The sequence below is a fragment of the Nocardia sp. NPDC003269 genome (assembly GCF_042888005.1).
Taxonomy (GTDB): Bacteria; Actinomycetota; Actinomycetes; order Mycobacteriales; family Mycobacteriaceae; genus Nocardia.
This window is the reverse complement of sequence record NZ_JBIAPA010000003.1, coordinates 116159-132693: the sequence shown is the minus strand read 5'-3', so window position 1 is coordinate 132693 and position 16535 is coordinate 116159. Positions and strand designations below refer to the sequence as shown.

Annotated in this window: 19 protein-coding genes and 1 pseudogene; 1 reads left to right on the top strand and 19 read right to left on the bottom strand. The window is 69.3% G+C overall.

Annotated features, from left to right (window positions below):
• Positions 1 to 6: 6 nt before the first annotated feature.
• The 19 genes and pseudogenes from hypE to ACFYWJ_RS20440 form a co-directional block, all read right to left on the bottom strand.
• The gene (hypE, locus tag ACFYWJ_RS20530) at positions 7 to 1077 is read right to left on the bottom strand and encodes a hydrogenase expression/formation protein HypE (protein ID WP_355272693.1); all 1071 of its coding nucleotides are present in this window, start codon (positions 1075 to 1077) and stop codon (positions 7 to 9) included.
• Positions 1070 to 2182, bottom strand: coding sequence for a hydrogenase formation protein HypD (gene hypD, locus ACFYWJ_RS20525; RefSeq protein ID WP_355272695.1), 1113 nt, complete (start codon positions 2180 to 2182; stop codon positions 1070 to 1072). Before hypD ends, hypE begins: the two co-directional genes overlap by 8 nt.
• Positions 2179 to 2523, bottom strand: coding sequence for a HypC/HybG/HupF family hydrogenase formation chaperone (locus tag ACFYWJ_RS20520; protein WP_355272698.1), 345 nt, complete (start codon positions 2521 to 2523; stop codon positions 2179 to 2181). Before ACFYWJ_RS20520 ends, hypD begins: the two co-directional genes overlap by 4 nt.
• 17 nt (positions 2524 to 2540) lie before the next feature.
• Complete coding sequence (hypF, locus tag ACFYWJ_RS20515; RefSeq protein ID WP_355272701.1) at positions 2541 to 4808, bottom strand: carbamoyltransferase HypF; 2268 nt, start codon at positions 4806 to 4808, stop codon at positions 2541 to 2543.
• Positions 4805 to 5047 carry a HypC/HybG/HupF family hydrogenase formation chaperone gene (locus ACFYWJ_RS20510; protein WP_355272704.1) on the bottom strand — a complete coding sequence of 81 codons (243 nt, stop codon included), beginning with the start codon at positions 5045 to 5047 and terminating at the stop codon, positions 4805 to 4807. The genes hypF and ACFYWJ_RS20510 overlap by 4 nt, the downstream gene beginning before the upstream one ends.
• A gap of 3 nt (positions 5048 to 5050) precedes the next feature.
• Positions 5051 to 5545, bottom strand: coding sequence for a hydrogenase maturation protease (locus tag ACFYWJ_RS20505; protein WP_355272706.1), 495 nt, complete (start codon positions 5543 to 5545; stop codon positions 5051 to 5053).
• A gap of 1 nt (position 5546) precedes the next feature.
• Entirely contained in the window at positions 5547 to 5666 is a 120-nt protein-coding gene (locus ACFYWJ_RS20500) for a DUF6893 family small protein (protein WP_378828935.1), read from the bottom strand.
• Positions 5667 to 5681: 15 nt separating this feature from the next.
• Entirely contained in the window at positions 5682 to 7016 is a 1335-nt protein-coding gene (locus ACFYWJ_RS20495; protein WP_355272709.1) for a hypothetical protein, read from the bottom strand.
• Positions 7013 to 7660 (bottom strand): DUF6084 family protein, encoded by a 648-nt coding sequence (locus ACFYWJ_RS20490; protein ID WP_355272710.1) that lies wholly within the window; start codon positions 7658 to 7660, stop codon positions 7013 to 7015. Before ACFYWJ_RS20490 ends, ACFYWJ_RS20495 begins: the two co-directional genes overlap by 4 nt.
• Positions 7660 to 8292, bottom strand: coding sequence for a DUF5947 family protein (locus tag ACFYWJ_RS20485; protein ID WP_355272713.1), 633 nt, complete (start codon positions 8290 to 8292; stop codon positions 7660 to 7662). The genes ACFYWJ_RS20490 and ACFYWJ_RS20485 overlap by 1 nt, the downstream gene beginning before the upstream one ends.
• Positions 8289 to 9218, bottom strand: a complete 930-nt coding sequence (locus tag ACFYWJ_RS20480; protein ID WP_355272715.1) for a NifU family protein — start codon at positions 9216 to 9218, stop codon at positions 8289 to 8291. The genes ACFYWJ_RS20485 and ACFYWJ_RS20480 overlap by 4 nt, the downstream gene beginning before the upstream one ends.
• A gap of 5 nt (positions 9219 to 9223) precedes the next feature.
• Positions 9224 to 11020, bottom strand: a complete 1797-nt coding sequence (locus ACFYWJ_RS20475) for a nickel-dependent hydrogenase large subunit (RefSeq protein ID WP_355272718.1) — start codon at positions 11018 to 11020, stop codon at positions 9224 to 9226.
• A 12-nt stretch (positions 11021 to 11032) separates the two neighbouring features.
• A complete protein-coding gene (locus tag ACFYWJ_RS20470; protein WP_355272721.1) occupies positions 11033 to 12088 on the bottom strand; it encodes a hydrogenase expression protein HypE in 1056 nt (351 codons plus the stop codon).
• Between the two features lie 73 nt (positions 12089 to 12161).
• Positions 12162 to 12983, bottom strand: a complete 822-nt coding sequence (gene hypB, locus ACFYWJ_RS20465) for a hydrogenase nickel incorporation protein HypB (RefSeq protein ID WP_355272723.1) — start codon at positions 12981 to 12983, stop codon at positions 12162 to 12164.
• Positions 12941 to 13315: a hydrogenase maturation nickel metallochaperone HypA gene (locus ACFYWJ_RS20460; RefSeq protein ID WP_355272726.1), complete on the bottom strand. Its 375-nt coding sequence runs from the start codon at positions 13313 to 13315 to the stop codon at positions 12941 to 12943. The genes hypB and ACFYWJ_RS20460 overlap by 43 nt, the downstream gene beginning before the upstream one ends.
• A 78-nt stretch (positions 13316 to 13393) precedes the next feature.
• On the bottom strand, positions 13394 to 14113 hold the full coding sequence (locus ACFYWJ_RS20455) for an ABC transporter ATP-binding protein (protein ID WP_355272727.1): 720 nt from the start codon (positions 14111 to 14113) through the stop codon (positions 13394 to 13396).
• A complete protein-coding gene (gene cbiQ, locus ACFYWJ_RS20450; protein WP_355272730.1) occupies positions 14110 to 14871 on the bottom strand; it encodes a cobalt ECF transporter T component CbiQ in 762 nt (253 codons plus the stop codon). The genes ACFYWJ_RS20455 and cbiQ overlap by 4 nt, the downstream gene beginning before the upstream one ends.
• A complete protein-coding gene (locus ACFYWJ_RS20445) occupies positions 14872 to 15294 on the bottom strand; it encodes a PDGLE domain-containing protein (RefSeq protein WP_387208245.1) in 423 nt (140 codons plus the stop codon). It abuts the gene before it with no gap.
• Positions 15289 to 15969, bottom strand: a pseudogene (locus ACFYWJ_RS20440) (energy-coupling factor ABC transporter permease); the annotation flags it as partial. The gene ACFYWJ_RS20445 and the pseudogene ACFYWJ_RS20440, both read right to left, overlap by 6 nt.
• Positions 15970 to 16076: 107 nt before the next feature.
• Between ACFYWJ_RS20440 and ACFYWJ_RS20435 the strand changes: the two are divergent.
• On the top strand, positions 16077 to 16475 hold the full coding sequence (locus ACFYWJ_RS20435) for a low affinity iron permease family protein (RefSeq protein ID WP_355272733.1): 399 nt from the start codon (positions 16077 to 16079) through the stop codon (positions 16473 to 16475).
• Positions 16476 to 16535: the final 60 nt, after the last annotated feature.

Genomic DNA, 16535 nt, shown 5'->3' with positions numbered 1-16535 from the left:
CTCCCGTCAGCAGATCCGTGGCAGTTGTTCTCCGGCGGGCAGATCCACCACCCTGGTCCCGCCCAGGGCGGTGCGGGCGACCACCATGCCCGGATGGTCCTCGACGCACACCCCGATGGCTTCGGCGCGGGCGCCCAGCGGGTGCGCCCGCAGGGCCGCGAGCACCCGGTCGGCGCCCTCGGGGGCGACGAAGGCGATCAGCTTGCCCTCGTTGGCGACATACATCGGATCGAGGCCGAGCAGGCCGCACGCGTCCCGGACGGCGTCGGGCACGGGCAACTTCCGTTCATCCAGCGCCACACCGACTTTCGCGACACCAGCGATCTCGTTGAGCGTCGCCGCGACCCCGCCGCGGGTCGGGTCGCGCAGCACGTGCACATCGGCGCCGGTGGCCAGCATCGCGGCGACCAGGCCGTTGAGCGGCGCGGTGTCGCTGCAGACGGTGGTGCCGAATTCGAGGCCTTCACGGCAGCTCATCACCGCGACGCCGTGCACTCCGATGTCACCGCTGACGAGCACGACGTCACCGGGGCGGGCGCGCTGCGGACGGATGTCGACACCCTCGTCGACGACGCCGATGCCCGCGGTGTTGATGAAGATCCCGTCGCCGTGGCCGGAGTCGACCACTTTGGTGTCACCGGTGACCAGCGTGACCCCGGCCGCCAGCGCGGCGGTGCCGACGGCCTCGGCCACCCGGGCGATCTCGGCGAGCGCGGTGCCTTCCTCGAGGATGAACGCCGTGGACAGCACCATCGGCCGCGCGCCCGCCATGGCCAGGTCGTTGACGGTGCCGTTGACGGCCAGGTCACCGATCGACCCGCCGGGGAACACCAGTGGTTTCACGACGAAGGAGTCCGTCGAGAACGCCAAGCGCGTCCCACCGAGGGTGAGCACCGCAGAATCGCCCATCCCGGCGTCGGCGGCGGCGCCGAACGCGGGCAGGAACAGGTGCTCGATCAGCTCACCCGACATCGCTCCCCCGCCACCGTGGCCCATCACGATGGTCGGCGAGTCGCGCAGCGGCATGGGACACACCCAGCTGTCCATGTCGAGCGCGGCCGCGTTGTCCTCACGCATGAGCCACCTCCGCGGGCAGGTCCAGGCGCCGGTACAGGTAGTAGGCCGCGCAGGCGCCTTCGGAGGAGACCATGGTGGCCCCCAACGGGTTACGCGGTGTGCACTGCTTGCCGAACGCGGCGCACTCGTGCGGCTTGATCAGCCCCTGCAGCACCTCACCGGAGCGGCAGATCGAGGATTCGGCGGTGTGCAGGTCGGTGACCGCGAACCGGTCCTCGGCGTCGTAGGCGCGGTAGCGTTCGGAGAGGCGCCAGCCGCTGTCGGGGATCACGCCGATGCCGCGCCAGGCGCGGTCGGTGACCTCGAAGACGTCGGCGAGCATCGTCTTCGCGGCCGGGTTGCCTTCGGCGCGGACCGCGCGGGGGTAGGCGTTCTCGAGTTCGTGCCTGCCGTTCTCGAGCTGGGTGACGGTGCGCCGGATGCCTTCCAGGATGTCGAGCGGCTCGAAGCCGGTGACCACCATCGGTACCCCGTACTTGTCGGCCAGCGGCGGGTATTCCTCGGTGCCCATCACGCTGCAGACGTGTCCGGCGGCCAGGAAGCCCTGCACCCGGCAGCTCGGCGATTCCATGATCGCGGCGATGGCGGGCGGGACGAGCACGTGCGAGACCAGCAGCGAGAAGTTCTCGATACCGAGCTTCTTGGCCTGGTAGACGGTCATCGCGTTGGCGGGCGCGGTGGTCTCGAAGCCGATGCCGAAGAACACCACCTGGCGGTCCGGGTTCTGCCGGGCGATGGTCAGCGCGTCCAGGGGCGAGTACACCACGCGGACGTCACCGCCTTCGCTCTTGACCCGGAACAGGTCGCGTTCGCTGCCCGGCACCCGCAGCATGTCGCCGAAGGAGCAGAAGATCACCCCGGGCTGGGCGGCGATCTCGAGCGCCTTGTCGATCACCTCGAGCGGAGTGACGCACACGGGGCAGCCGGGGCCGTGGATCATCTCGATCTCGTTCGGCAGCAGCTGGTCGATGCCGTGGCGGATGATCGAATGGGTCTGTCCGCCACAGACTTCCATGATGGCCCACCGCTGGGAGGTGGCCGCGCGGATCTGGTCGAGCAAGTTCTTCGCCAGGTCGGGGTTGCTGAATTCGTCGAGATACTTCATGACGTCACCTCCGTGTCGTCGCCGGCGCCGGCGTCGGTCGCTGCCGGTTCTGCCGTGGGATCGGGGAGCCCGGATTGTTTGGCGGCGAGGGCGAACCCGTCGCCGAACTCCTCGTTGAGCACACCGAGGTGCTCGAATTCGGCCAGTGTGCGCAACGCCGATTCCTCGTCGAGGCGCTGGATGGCGAAGCCGACGTGGACCACCACGTAATCGCCGATCGCCGCGTCCGGAATGTATTCCAGGCACACGTCTTTGTGCACGCCGCCGAAGTCGACGACCGACATCATGGTGCCGTCGCGTTCGTGCAGGCTGAGCACCTTTCCCGGGACTGCCAGGCACATCGCTGCTCTCCTTTCGCTCAACCCGCACCGGCGGCGAGTAGTTGCCCGAACGCGAGACCACCGTCGTTGGGCGGCAGTCGGCGATGGGTGATGACATGGAATCCGTTGTCGCGCAATGCAGCACGCGTCGCCGAGAGCAGCAGCGCGTTCTGGAACACCCCACCCGAGAGCGCGACGGTCGTCGGGGGCGGTGCGAAATCGAGGGCGAGGTCGAGGACTAGCGCGGCCACGGCCCGATGGAAGCGGGCGGCGATGACGGCCGCCGGGACGCCGTGTGCGGCGTCGGTGACCACGGCGGCCACGACCGGGCCGGGGTCGATCACGGCCGGGTCGGCGCTGCGCTCGAGCCCGAACCGGTAGGCGCGGGCGCCGGGGTCGACGGCCCGCGCGAGGGCCTCCAGTTCGATCGCGGCCTGGGCTTCGTAGTCGACGGTGTGGCGGACCCCGGCCAGCGAGGACACGGCGTCGAAGAGCCGTCCCATGCTCGAGGTCGGGGTGCAGCCGAAGCCGGAACCGAACTGGTGTGCCAGCACCGCCCGTTCGTCGGCCGGGCAGGCGGCGACCGAGGCGATCGTGTCCGACCATTCCATACCCGCGGACCACAGATGCGCCAGCGCCATCCGGTAGGGCCTGCGCACGCTGACGTCCCCGCCCGCCAGCGGCACGTACTTCAGGTGCGCGAGCCGCCGGTAGCCCTTGTAGCCGGCGGCCAGGACCTCGCCGCCCCAGATCGCGCCGTCGGGTCCGAATCCGGTGCCGTCGAACGCGATCCCGGTGACCGTGTCCGTGGCGCCGAGTCCGTGTTCGCCCATGACCGCGGCGATGTGCGCGTGATGATGCTGCACGGTGTGCACCGGACGGCCGTCGGCGTGGGTGCGCGCCCAGGCGGTGGATCGGTAACGCGGGTGCGCGTCGGCGACGAGCTGGGTGGGGTGCACCCCGGTCAGTTCCGCGAGGTGTTCGGCGGCGAAGCCGAAGGCGCGCAGGGTGGCCAGGTCGTCCATGTCGCCGATGTGCTGGCTGAGCCACGCGTAGCGGCCCTCGCCCACCGCGCAGGTGTTCTTCAGGTCAGCGCCGACGGCGAGCGTCGGCGGCACCGGGACGGGCAGGGTCAGCGGGAGCGGGGCGTAGCCGCGCGAGCGGCGCAGGGGCAGTTCGGTGCCGTCGACGACACGCACCACCGAGTCGTCGCACGGGGTGAGGATGCGGCGATCGTGGGCGAGCCAGCCGTCGGCGAGGCCGGCGAGGCGGGTGCGGGCGTCGGCGTCTTCGAAGCAGATCGGTTCGCCACCGAGATTGCCCGAGGTCATCACCAGGACCCGCGGGCCGGGCGGGTCGCCGGGGAGCCCGAACAGCAGCAGGTGCAGTGGCGTGTAGGCCAGCAGCACGCCCAGGTCGGGGTTGCGTGGCGCGATCGAGGGGGCGAGCGCGTCGCCGCGACGCGGCAGCAGGACGATCGGCCGTTGCGGGCCGCCGAGCAGTGCGGCGGCGTTGTCGTCGACCTCGGCGATCGTGCGCGCGGTGGCCAGGTCGGCGACCATGACGGCGAAAGGTTTGTCGCCGCGCCGTTTCCGGCGGCGCAGGGTCGCCACGGCGGACTCGTCGGCGGCGTCACAGGCGAGGTGGTAGCCGCCGATGCCCTTCACGGCGAGGATTCCGCCCTGGCGCAGGAGGTTTCGGGCCGACTCCACCGGGTCACCCGGCCCGGACCAGGTCAGCCGGGGGCCGCAGTCGGGGCAGGCGATGGGTTGGGCGTGGAAGCGCCGGTCGGCCGGGTCGGCGTACTCGGCGGCGCAGCGCGGGCACATCGGGAAGTCGGCCATCGACGTGCTCGGCCGGTCGTAGGGCAGTGCGGCGATGATGGTGAACCGCGGACCGCAGTTGGTGCAGTTGATGAACGGGTGCCGATAGCGGCGGTCGGCGGGATCGGTGAGTTCGGCGGCGCAGTCGGCGCAGATCGCGACGTCGGGTGAGGCCAGGGTGCGGCCGCCACCGTCGCGAGTGGTGTCGGCGATGCGGAATCCGGTGCCGCCGAGGAGTGCGACGGTGCGCTGCTCGACCGATTCGACGACGGCCAGCGGAGGCGGACGCTCGCGCAGTCGCCGCGCGAACTCGTCCAGATCGGCGGGCGCGCCTTCGATCTCGACGATCACCCCCGAGCTGTCGTTGGACACCGACCCGGCCAGGGACAGTTCGGCGGCGGTGGTGTAGACGAAGGGCCGGAAGCCGACGCCCTGCACCACCCCGCGAACCACGAGGCGACGGCGTTGCCGGTCGGCGGTCATGGCTGTTCGCCTCGGCCGAGCAGGTTCAGCCCGGCCAGCGCGGTGGCGGCACCGGCCTCGTCGGTCTTCTCGACCGCCAGCCCCATGTGGATGATCACCCAGTCGCCGGGGTGCACCGGATCCTCGTCCAGCAGACCGATATTGACCTTGCGGTCCTCGCCGGAGACCGTGACCAGGGCGAGCTGCCCGTGGTAGCCGTCGAGGATCTCCACGACCTGGCCGGGAATGCCGAGGCACATGGTTCATCCCTCCGATCGGTTCGGGTCGGGCACCCGCGCAGCCGAGGCCAGTCGGGTGAGTACCTCGGCCACCGCGACCACGGCCGGGTCGACCGCCGCGAGGACCGGTGCGGACAGTCCGATGCCCTCCGCCACCGAGTGGACCTGGCAGCCGACGACGACGGTCGGCGGCAGGGTTCCGCCGAGCGCGCGCACGCTCGCGAACACGGCGTCGGGGTTCATGGCGTGCGCGTCGAGCTGCGCGGCGCCGGTGGCGTCGGGTTCGGCGTGGAAGACCGACAGCGCGCCGGGGGTGCCGCGATCGGGGATCGCGTCGACGAGGACCAGCGCGTCCCAGGCGTCGAGCAGGTCGTAGGCCAGGTGCATGCCGCGGATGCCGTAGTCGACGACGCGCACGTCCGCCCCGTGCGGCGGGAGCCGTCGCACCACTTCGGGCCCGAAACCGTCGTCGCCGAGGAAGATGTTCCCGATCCCGGCGACGAGCACCCGCGCCGTCATCTCACATCCGGCGCATCTTCAGGTAGCGCTGCAGGTCCGGGATCGACCGGACGCCCAGGACCGCGGCGACGGTCGCCACCACCGCGGCGCACGCCACCGCGATCATTCCTATCGTGGCCATGATTGACCTCTTCTCTCATTCTCGTCGGCTGTCGAGTGGTTCGATCTCCTCCGGGGCGAAATACAGGTAGCGGCCGTACCATTCGTGCAGTTCGGCGGCCGGGTCGTCCTCGATGACCACGCCGACGTGCGCCTGCCCGTCGACATCGGCGTGCACCGTGACGACCCGGGCGATCCGGCCGTCGTAGAACAGGTCGTGCGCGTCGGCACGCCGCGACGGATGCAGGCGGACCCTGGTGCCGCTGCGCACCCGGACCGCGCCGACCATGACCGCGTCGGACTCGGGCCGAACGGCGTTGTCGGCCGCCGGGTCCCACCAGTCGACACCGTCGGGCACCTCCGGGATCAGCGCGGCGGCGTCGGCGTGGGGATCGCGCAGCACCCCGTGCAACTGTTGGAGGGTCTCCGGGGTCATGGCGTCGCAGCGGTCGATGATCTCGGCGGCCCGTCGATCGGTCGCGCGGGCGGCGGCCTTCTCCTGATCGGTCATGGTCATCACCCGCAGGGTCAGGATCTCGTCGATCTCGGTGGAGTCGAACAGCGGTCCTTCGCTCTGCTCGGCGATCTCGGGGTGGTCGTAGAGGATGATCGGGGAGATCAGCACGATGCTGTGGTCGCCGGGCGGCCCGGCCAGCACCGGGAAGCAGCGGTGCTGGACACAGCGGGCCACGGCGGCCTCGGCGTCGGGTGGGGGTTCGAGCAGCGAGACGAACGAGCCGTCGTCGACCTCGGCGATGACGTGCGCGCCGATGAGGGAGCGGGCCATCGCGTCGGGCTGGTCGGCCGCCGGGGCACCGATATTGCGCAGGATCACGCTCAGCCGCGTCCAGCGCCCGTCGGGTTCCACCGCCACCTGCAGCTCACCGTCGAGGTGCTCGCGGGTGCGGACCAACCGGCCTGCCGGTGTCCCGTCGGGTCCCGGGATCGCCTCGACGTCGGTTCCGCCCGGAATCGACAGGCGTGCCGTCGAATCGGCCGGCCGCAGCGGCCCGATCCGCTGCTCGCATTCGACCGCCTCGTCCCAGCCGATCCACGATCGCCCGCCGATCGCCAGCTCGGCGACCGGGACGCCCCCGGCATCCTCGACCGCGCGGCGCTGCAGCTGCAGGAACCGGACGGTCAGGGTGATCGAGGTGCGTGCACCCGCGGCGAGCAGGCACTGGGCCGACAGCTCCGCGTCCTCCCCCAGACCCGCCGCGGCCGCACCGGCCGGGCCGAGGACGCCGAACTGCCAGCGCGACTGGTTCTTCGCCGAGTTCGCGCGGTACGGGTACAGCAGGTAGCCCTCGTAGAGCACCGCGTCGGCGACCGCGCGTGCCCTGGCTCGTGATCGCGTCGGGTCGGCGCTCATGAGGTGTCCTCGGCGGTGTCGAGCAGCCGGGCGACCGCGTCGTCGAAGCCGAGCAGTCCGTGCTCGGACTTGTAGGCGACGATCGCGTCGAGGGTGTCGCGGCGCAGCCGCAGCCAGCCCGAGTTCGGGAAGTGCGCGGTCATCAGGTCGTCCCACACCGAGACCGGCATCTCGAACTTGTCCTCGCGGTCCCACGGGATCTGCTGGATCGCGAAACCGGTGGCGCCGCGGATGAACACGGTGCCGCTGAACAGGAAGATCAGGGGCACGGTCCCCTCGCGCAGCGCGTGCAGATACTTGGTGCCGCTCACTTCGAAGTCGTAGGTGCACGGCATCGGCAGGTCGACCTGGGCACCGCCGTGGAATCCGGGAACCATGGTGGCGCAGTGCATCCAGAGGAAGGAACGCTGGGTGTCGCGCCAGCGTTCGCGCGGCCCGAACAGGTCGATCAGGCCCGCGCTCTCCTCGTCGGTGTAGCCGCGCCGGTGCGGTTCGATCCGCACCTGCGCGCGCAAGGCGATGGCGTGCACCGGCTCCTCGCCGAGCGCGGCGATCCCGACGCGCGCGGTCAGGGTCGGCGTCACGGCGTAGGGCTCGGGCGCGATGCCGAGGACCGCGAAGGTCGTCGAGTAGGCCGGGCACATCACACACCCCCCGGCCGGGCCCGCGCCGACACCGTGGTGAAGAACTCGTCGAGGTACCGGTGCACGTCCTGGCCGCCGTCGAACCCGCGCCACAGCAACCGCATCCGGCCGACGAACTCGTAGCAGGCGTCGATCGGCAGCAGCAGACAGTCGGCCTCGGCGGTGCCGCGCTCGGGGACCCGGATCATCAGCGCCTCGACATCCGGGACGGCCACATCGATCTCCGGGTGCCGGTCGAGCAGGGTGCGCCACTCGTCGAGGGGCAGTTCGGATTCGGTGGCGCCCGTCGGTCCCGGATAGAACGCGACGGTGCGGCCCAGCGCGGAATTGTCGAAGAAGAACGCCAGGCCCACCGGGATCTCGAGCGCGTCCCACTCGCCGTGGCCGAGCGCGAACTCCGGGAAGCTCAGGTACCGGTCGGGCACCGCCCGGTACCGCAGGGCGGCGTTCTGATCGGTGAACAGCAGGTAGCAGCCCCGGCACACGCACAGTAGCTGGCGCCCTTCGACATTCACCACGTGCTGGTGCTCGGCGGTGAGGGACTCCGCGCACATCTCGCACCGCTCGCCCGCCGCGACGGCGGGCTTGCGGTCGACGGTGAGGCGCCGCAGCACCCCCAGCGGAGAACTCACCCGGCCACCCCCACCGGAACGGCCACCGACAGTTCGCCGGCGCGCACGAGCAGCGGCAGCGGTTCGAGATGGCCGTCGCCGTCCACCCTGGCACCGGCGTGGACGGCGTCGTAGTGCGCTCGGCAGGTAGGACAGCGCAGGACCGCGTCCCCGACCGGGAATCCGACCCGCCGCTGCAGCGCGGCGCCGGCCAGGGAGTGGTCACACGCCGGACAGTGATCCCGGTAGACGAACAGTTCGTCGCCGACCCGGCAGGCGAGCACCGCGTACCCACCGATGGCGAAGCCACCGACCTCGCCGGCGCCCAGCTCCCCCAGCTCGGGGACCGCGATCCAGCTCCCGTGCTGCTCGGCCACCGGATGATGCTCGGCATGCACCCGGGCGAACAGCGAGTCGGCCGAGATCAGGGCATCGGACGACACCGGTTGCGCGGCAGCGACTTCGATCGATTCGATCTCCGGCGCCGCGGCGCGCACCGCGTCCTCCACGGCCAGTTCCAGGGTCACCGAGGACGACGGGCAGGTCCGGCAGCTTCCGGACAGTTCCAGGCGCACGACGCCGTCGACGACGCCGAGCAGCTCGACATCACCACCGTGGGACCCCAGGTACGGGCGCACACTGTCGAGGGCCGCGCGGACCCGGGTGTGCACATCGTGCGGATGCAGGCCGTGCACCAGCAGCAGGCTCGCGACGAGGTCGTCGGCGACGAGCCGGTCGCGCACGTCGTCGTCGACGACCGCGAGCACCCGGGCCAGCCCCTCGCCGTAGAGATCGGAGACCTCGCGCACCAGTTGCTCGGCGCGCTCACGGGCGACGACCCCACCCGCCGAACTGGCGTCGAGCAGGGTCTCGATCCGCTCGCCTGCGCCGCGCCATCGGTCTCGGTCGATCGCTGCCTCGTCGTGCTCCCCCGGCCGATCCGGCATCACCGTTACTCCCCGGTGAGAGTCTGGGTGGGCGAGTGGAGTTTCTCCAGCGTCTTGCCGTTGCCGAGGTACATGTGCACCCCGCACGGCAGGCACGGATCGAAGCTGCGCACGGTGCGCATGATGTCGATGCCCTTGAAGTTCTCGCGGTCGTTCTCCTCGAAGATCGGCTGGCCCTGTACCGCGTCCTCGTACGGGCCCGGCGTGCCGAAGCTGTCGCGGGGGTTGGCATTCCACGGCGTCGGCGGATACGGGTGGTAGTTGGCGATCTTGCCGTCCCTGATCACCATGTGATGCGACAGCACCCCGCGCACCGCCTCGGTGAATCCGCAGCCGATGCCCTCGTCCGGCACCTCGAAGTGCTCCCACGTCTTGGTCCGCCCCGCCCGGATCTCCACGAGCGCCTGCTCGGCGAAATGCAGCGCACAGGCCGCGGCGTAGGCCTGGAAGTAGGTGCGGGCGCGATCGCGTTCGATGGTGTTGCTGCCGAACGCGGGGATCGTCCATTCGAGGCTGACCGGCCCCTTCAACGCGGTCTTGGGCAGGTTGATCTGCACACTGTGCCCGGTCGACTTCACGTAGCCGATATCGACCAGCCCGGCCAGCGCCGTCGACCACAACCTGGCCAGCGGTCCGCCACCGGTGTCGAGCGCCAGATGGTCGGTGCCGTCGAACCAGCGCGGCGACATCACCCAGCTGTACTTGTCGTCCATGTCGCGCTTCTGCGGCTTGGGATTGGTGTGCTGGTTCCAGGGGTGGCGCCGGTCGACCGGATTACCGAGCGGGTCGGTCTTCACGAACATCTCCTGATCGGTCCAGTCGTCGTAATACGAACTGCCCAACAGGATTCGGATGCCGAGATTGATGTCGACCAGGGAGGTGGTCACCAGTTTTCCGTCGACGACCACGCCGGGGGTGACGAACATCCGCCGACCCCACTCCTCCATGTCCTTGTACGCGAAATTGCACACCTCCGGGTCCTGGAAGGACCCCCAGCAGCCCAGCAGGGTGCGCCGCAGGCCGACCTGTTCATACCCGGGAAGCGCCTCGTAGAAGAAATCGAAGAGGTCGTCGTGCATCGGTACGACCTTCTTCATGAATTCGACGTAGCGCATCAGGCGCGTCATGTAGTCGGTCATCAACTGGATCGTCGCGACCGTGCCCACGCCGCCGGGATACAGCGTCGACGGGTGCACGTGTCTGCCTTCCATCAGGCAGAACATCTCGCGGGTGTAGCGGCTCACCTGCAGCGCTTCCCGATAGAACTCACCGGTGAACGGATTCAGCGCGCGCATGATGTCGGCGACCGTGCGGTAGCCGTGCTCCGCAGAGTGCGGGGCCGGGGTCTTCTCGGCCTGGGCGAGAACGCCGGGATTGGTCTCGGCGACCATCTTCTCGCAGAAATCCACGCCGACCAGATTCTCCTGGAAGATGTTGTGGTCGAACATGTATTCCGCGGCCTCACCGAGATTGACGATCCACTCGCCCAGGTGCGGCGGTTTCACCCCGTAGGCCATGTTCTGGGTGTAGCACGAGCAGGTGGCGTGATTGTCGCCGCAGATACCGCAGATGCGGCTCGTGATGAAGTGCGCGTCGCGCGGATCCTTGCCCCGCATGAAGATCGAGTAGCCGCGGAAGATGGACGAGGTGCTGTGACACTCGACCACTTCCCGGTTCTCGAAATCGATCTTGGTATAGATTCCCAGGCTGCCGACGATGCGGGTGATCGGGTCCCAGGCCATCTCGACGAGACTGTCCGGTTCGATCTTCTTGTGCGACGGCTCGGGGATGATCGCAGTCATTCCAATCGCCTCCTACCAGGTGCGGGTGGCGCCGGATTCCAGCTTCTCGCCCTTGTGCCGCCAGCGCGGCTCCTTGTCGACCGTGCGTCCGGTGATGTGGCGCAGGCTGCGGATCACCGACCCGTACAGCCCTGATGCCGTCGAGGAGATCTTCCCGCCCGGCGGCTCGTCCATGAACGGCATGAATTTGTCCGGGAACCCCGGCATGGTGCAGCCGATGCAGATGCCACCCACATTCGGGCAGCCACCGACGCCGTTGATCCAGCCCCGCTTGGGGACGTTACATTTGACCACCGGGCCCCAACAGCCCAGTTTCACAATGCATTTCGGTGAGCCGTATTCGTCGGCGAAGTCACCTTCCTCGTAGTAGCCCGCCCGATCGCAGCCTTCGTGGACGGTGGCGCCGAACAGCCATTTCGGCCGCAGCGCCTCGTCGAGGGGAATCATCGGCGCCTGTCCGGTGGCCATGTAGAGCAGGTAGGTCAGCGTTTCGGACATGTTGTCCGGGTGGGCCGGGCAACCCGGTACGCACACGATCGGGATTCCCGCCTTGGATTTCCAGTCCCAGCCGAGGTAATCGGGCACCCCCATCGCGCCGGTGGGATTCCCCGCCATGGCGTGGATGCCGCCGTAGGTGGCACAGGTGCCGACCGCGACCACCGCGGTGGCCTTCGGGGCCAGCCGATCGAGCCATTCGCTGGTCGTCATGGGCTGACCGGTCGCGGGATCGTTGCCGAAGCCGCACCAGTAGCCCTCCTCGTGGAGCTGTTCGTTCGGAATGGAGCCCTCCACGACCAGCACGAACGGTTCGAGTTCACCGCGGTCGGCTTTGAAGAACCATTCGAGGAAATCGTCGGCGCCGCCGGTGGGACCGCATTCGAAATCGATCAACGGCCAGTGCACCGCGATCTGTGGGAGCCCGGGAAGAGCGCCGAGGGCGATCTCCTCGATACTGGGCTGCGTCGCGGCGGTCAGCGCGACCGAATCACCGTCACAACTGAGGCCTGCGTTGATCCACAGCACGTGGATGAGGGCCTGTTCTGCTTTGATTGCTTCCTGGGTGGGCATGGGCTGTGCCACTTTCTGAAGCGGGGCATCGCAGGCTCGTGGTGGCCCACGATGTGATCCTGATCACGTCAGTCTATGTCTCCGCTGAGTGATCCTCAATAGTTGCCGAGCGCTGCCGCCGCAGCCACTCGTACCACTGCGTCATGCCGGAACCGCTGGTCACCGACAGTGGCAGGATCTGCGCGTGCGGGTTGATCGCGGTCGCGTATTCCCGGCATTTGTCCAGGTCGAAGTCGACATACGGCAGGAGATCGATCTTGTTGACCAGGACCAGTGATGCCGCCGCGAACATGTGCGGGTACTTCAGCGGCTTGTCGGTGCCCTCGGTCACCGAGATCACCACGACTTTGCCGCGCTCGCCGAGGTCGAACAACGCCGGGCACACCAGGTTGCCGACGTTCTCGACGAACAGCAGGGTGCCGGGCGCTGGATCCAGCGTCTCGAGCGCGCGGTAGATCATCTCGGCGTCGAGATGACAGCCGGCGCCGGTGTTGATCTGCACCACCCGGCAGCCCGTCGCCCCGATCCGCTCGGCGTCGAGCAGGGTCGCCTGGTCACCCTCGATCACCGCGATGGGCACCTCGGTGAACTCGCGGATGGTGCGTTCGAGCAGCGTGGTCTTGCCCGCGCCGGGTGAGCTGGTCATGTTCAGCGCCAGGATGTCGCGGGCGGTGAGCCAGTCCCGGTTGCGCTCGGCCAGGAGGTCGTTCTTGGCCAGGACCTTCTGCTCGAGGGTGATGGTCTCGGTCGCCGACAGGTGCACGTGATCACCGTCGTGACCATGACTGTGCCCGTGGTGCTCGTGCTCGTGCTCGTGCTCGTGCTCGTGCTCGTGCTCGTGCGGGAGGGTGATCACCGCGGCGTCGTCGTCGCCACATCCACAGGTTGCGCACATTCTCGGCTCACTTCCATCGACCGGATTCGGAGTTCGTGCCCGGCGCTGATCGCCACATCGGCGCTGCCGCATTCGCACAGGACAATCGGTTCGAGCACGGTGAACTCGGCGCCGCAACGTCGGCAGGCCGCACGGCCGGGCACCACGTCGATCTCGAGGCGCGCGCCCTCGGCGAGAGTTCCCTCGGCGGCGAGTTCGAAGCAGAACTGCATCGCCTCCGGGACGACCGCGCACAGTGCGCCGACCTCCAGGAGCACGCTGTGCACCCGCGCTCCCGCCGCGTGTTCGCAGACGGCGTCGATGACACTCTGGGTGATCGCCATTTCGTGCATCGCAGTCTCGGCTCGTCGAGGGAGGAACCCACTGCTGAGGCTACTCCTCGGCAACCCGCCGACGCGACGGCCGAGTGTTCAGCTGAGGCGGTGCGCGGCGAGCAGGGCGGTATCGCCGAGGATGTCGGCGGTGGGGCCGTTGGCGACGACTTCGCCGCCGTCGAGGATGACGACCCGGTCGCAGATCCGTTGCGCGTAGGGCAGATCATGGGTCACCACGAGCATGGTGGTCGGCAGCGACAGCAGGATCTCGGCCAGCTCGCGGCGGGCCACCGGATCGAGGTTGGCGGCGGGCTCGTCGAGCACGAGCACCTCGGGCCGGCACGACAGCACCGTCGCCAGCGCGGCCCGACGGCGTTCCCCCAGTGACAGGTGCGCCGGTGAGCGCCCGGCCCGATCCGTCATCCCCACCGCGGCGAGCGCCTCACGGACGCGATCGGCCAGGGCCTCGCCGCGGACACCGAAGTTGGCGGGCCCGAACGCGACGTCCTGTTCGACGGTCGGCATGAACAGCTGGTCGTCGGGGTCCTGGAACACCACCCCGACCCGTTCCCGGATCTCGCGCACACTGTCGCGGTCCAGCCGCAGACCGCCGATGTGCACCTGTCCCGAGGTGGCGGTGAGCACCCCGTTCAGGTGCAGCATCAAGGTGGACTTGCCCGCCCCGTTGGGCCCGAGAACGGCCACCCGCTCCCCCGGCGCGATCTGCAGGTTCACCCCGTTCAGCGCGCCGGTCCCGTCGGGATAGGCGAAGGTCAGGTCGACCACGCGGACCGCGGGTGTCGTCGGTTCGGTCACCGCACCATCCAAGCAGCAGCGCAGACGACGATCGCGGCGGCCGCGGGCAGGCAGCCGAGAAGCCACTGCCTGCCGGTGGCGGACGGGGTGCCGACATCGGGCACGGCGCCGTCGAATCCGCGCGACAGCATCGCCAGGTGGACCCGCTCGCCACGTTCGTAGGACCGCAGGAACAGGGTGCCCGCACCGCGCGCGGTCGCCCCGGCCTGGCGCAGGGTGCGCGGATCGTCGCCGCGCGAGATCCGCGCCAGCCGCATCCGTGCCGCCTCGGCGACCAGCACGTCGACGTAGCGCAGCATCAGCACCACGATCATGACGATCGTGCCCGGCACCCGCAGCCGGGTCAGCCCTTCGGGCAGGGCGCGCACGCTCGTCGTCGCGGCCAGGGTCAGTGAAATACCCACGCCGATCGTGCCTTTCGCGATGATGCCCCACGCGGCGTACAGGCCGGTCACCGACAGCGACAGCCCGAGGACCTCGGTGCGGGGTTCGCCGGCGGCGAAGGGCAGCAGAACCGCCAGCACGACGAAGGGCAGTTCGATGAGCAGCCGAGGCGCGATCCAGCGCAGCGGGATTCCCCACCATCGCCACAGCGCGAGCAAGCCGAGGGCATAGCAGCCGAACGGCCACAACAACTCCCGCGGGGTCGCCACGACCGCGAACACCGCGACCACCGCGCAGACGATCTTCACCTCGGCCGGCGCTCGATGCGCGGGCGAGTTCCCCGCCAGATACAGGCGGTGGACCGGGCCGCTCACCTACTCCGGCTCCGCGTCCGACAGCACCGCGGCATCATCGGCACGACCCGCCGGGCGCGTCCCGCTCCGCCCGATCCGGATCGTGCGGACCACCGCGAACAGCACGGCGAAGGCCGCCGCGACGCCGACGATGCCCGCCAGGCCGGCCAGCTCGCTGTTGCCGTCGATCGCGTAGTCGGCCAGCGGTGAACCGGCGAACCGGTGTTCCTCGGCGCTCTGGGCGATGCACTCACCCCGCAGTTCCTCGCCGCCGTCCACCTCGACCGTGGTGCACCCACGCTGGGTGGTGGCGTCGAGCCCGTCCGGATGGGAACTCGCGGCGTAGGACAGCACGCCCGCGACGAGTACGGCAGCCGCGGCGAACGCCCACAGGAATCCGGTGAACGACAGCCGCGCGCGAGCGGGAGACGCCGTGGCGGACACCGGTTCCGCCGCGCGGAGCACGTAGACCAGGTCGGGCCGCGCGTTGAACACCGCCACCACCGTGATCGCGGTGATGATGCCCTCCCCGATCCCGATCAGCGCGTGCGTGACGAACATGTAGCCCGCGACGGCGCCGACCGTGGAGCCCGCGGCACCGCCGATCGCATACTCGACGACGAAACCCATGGCAGCACAGAGTGTTCCGATGAGCGCGGCGACGAAAGCCACGATGCCGATACCGGTGTCGGTGCGCCTGCGCAACAGCGACACCCCGGTGCGGGCGACCAGATATCCCACGCCGACACCGATGAGCGCCATATTCGTGATGTTGGTGCCCAGTGCCGTCAGCCCACCGTCGGCGAACAGCAATGCCTGGACGACCAGCACGATCGCCACGCACAACGCCCCGAGATAGGGCCCGACCAGGATGGCGGCCAGCGCCCCGCCCAGCAGGTGCCCGCTCACGCCGGGCAGGATCGGGAAATTCACCATCTGCACCGCGAAGATGAACGCGGCGACGAGTCCGGCCATCGGTGCCGCTCGCTCATCCAGCTCGGCCCGTGCTCGCCAGCCCGCGAACCCGAGCCCCACTGCCGCGATCCCCACGAAGATCAGCGACGTCGGCGCATCGACGATCCCGTCGCTCATGTGCATTGCCACGGTATTGCCGTTCACCTATCAGAACACTACGCCCATTATCTGTCCATGTGAACAGATAATGGGATATCGGGCCGCGAGGTCGACCAGATGCGACCCGAATGCGAGGCGACTAGACTCCGATGATGGAGCGCCGCAGCGAAGCCGCGCGCAGCCGTCGCGGACGTGATCACCGGTCGCCGTTCGACCGGTTCGTCGAGCAGGCCGAGCTGCGAGTGAGTCAGGCTCCGTTCTTCTTTCTCTGCGCCGGAATCGTCGCCGCGTGGTTGATCAGCCTGCCGTGGTGGACGGATCTCAAAACCTGGCAGGTCGCCATCCACACCGTCGCCAGCGTCTTCACCCTGTTGTTGGTGGTGCTACTCGAGAACGCGGGCCGCCGCGCGAGCGAGGCCGCGCAGGAGAAACTCAATGTCATCGCCGAGGCGCTGGCCACGCTCATGACCTCGTCGGCGTCCACCGATCCCGAACTCCGCGCGGCGGCGGAACGGCTGCGAGAGTCGGTCGGACTCGAGGAACGCCACTGACCCGGCAGCGCCGGGTGGCGACGCCCAGCTGGAGTGACGCACCACACAGGTAAGGCTAAG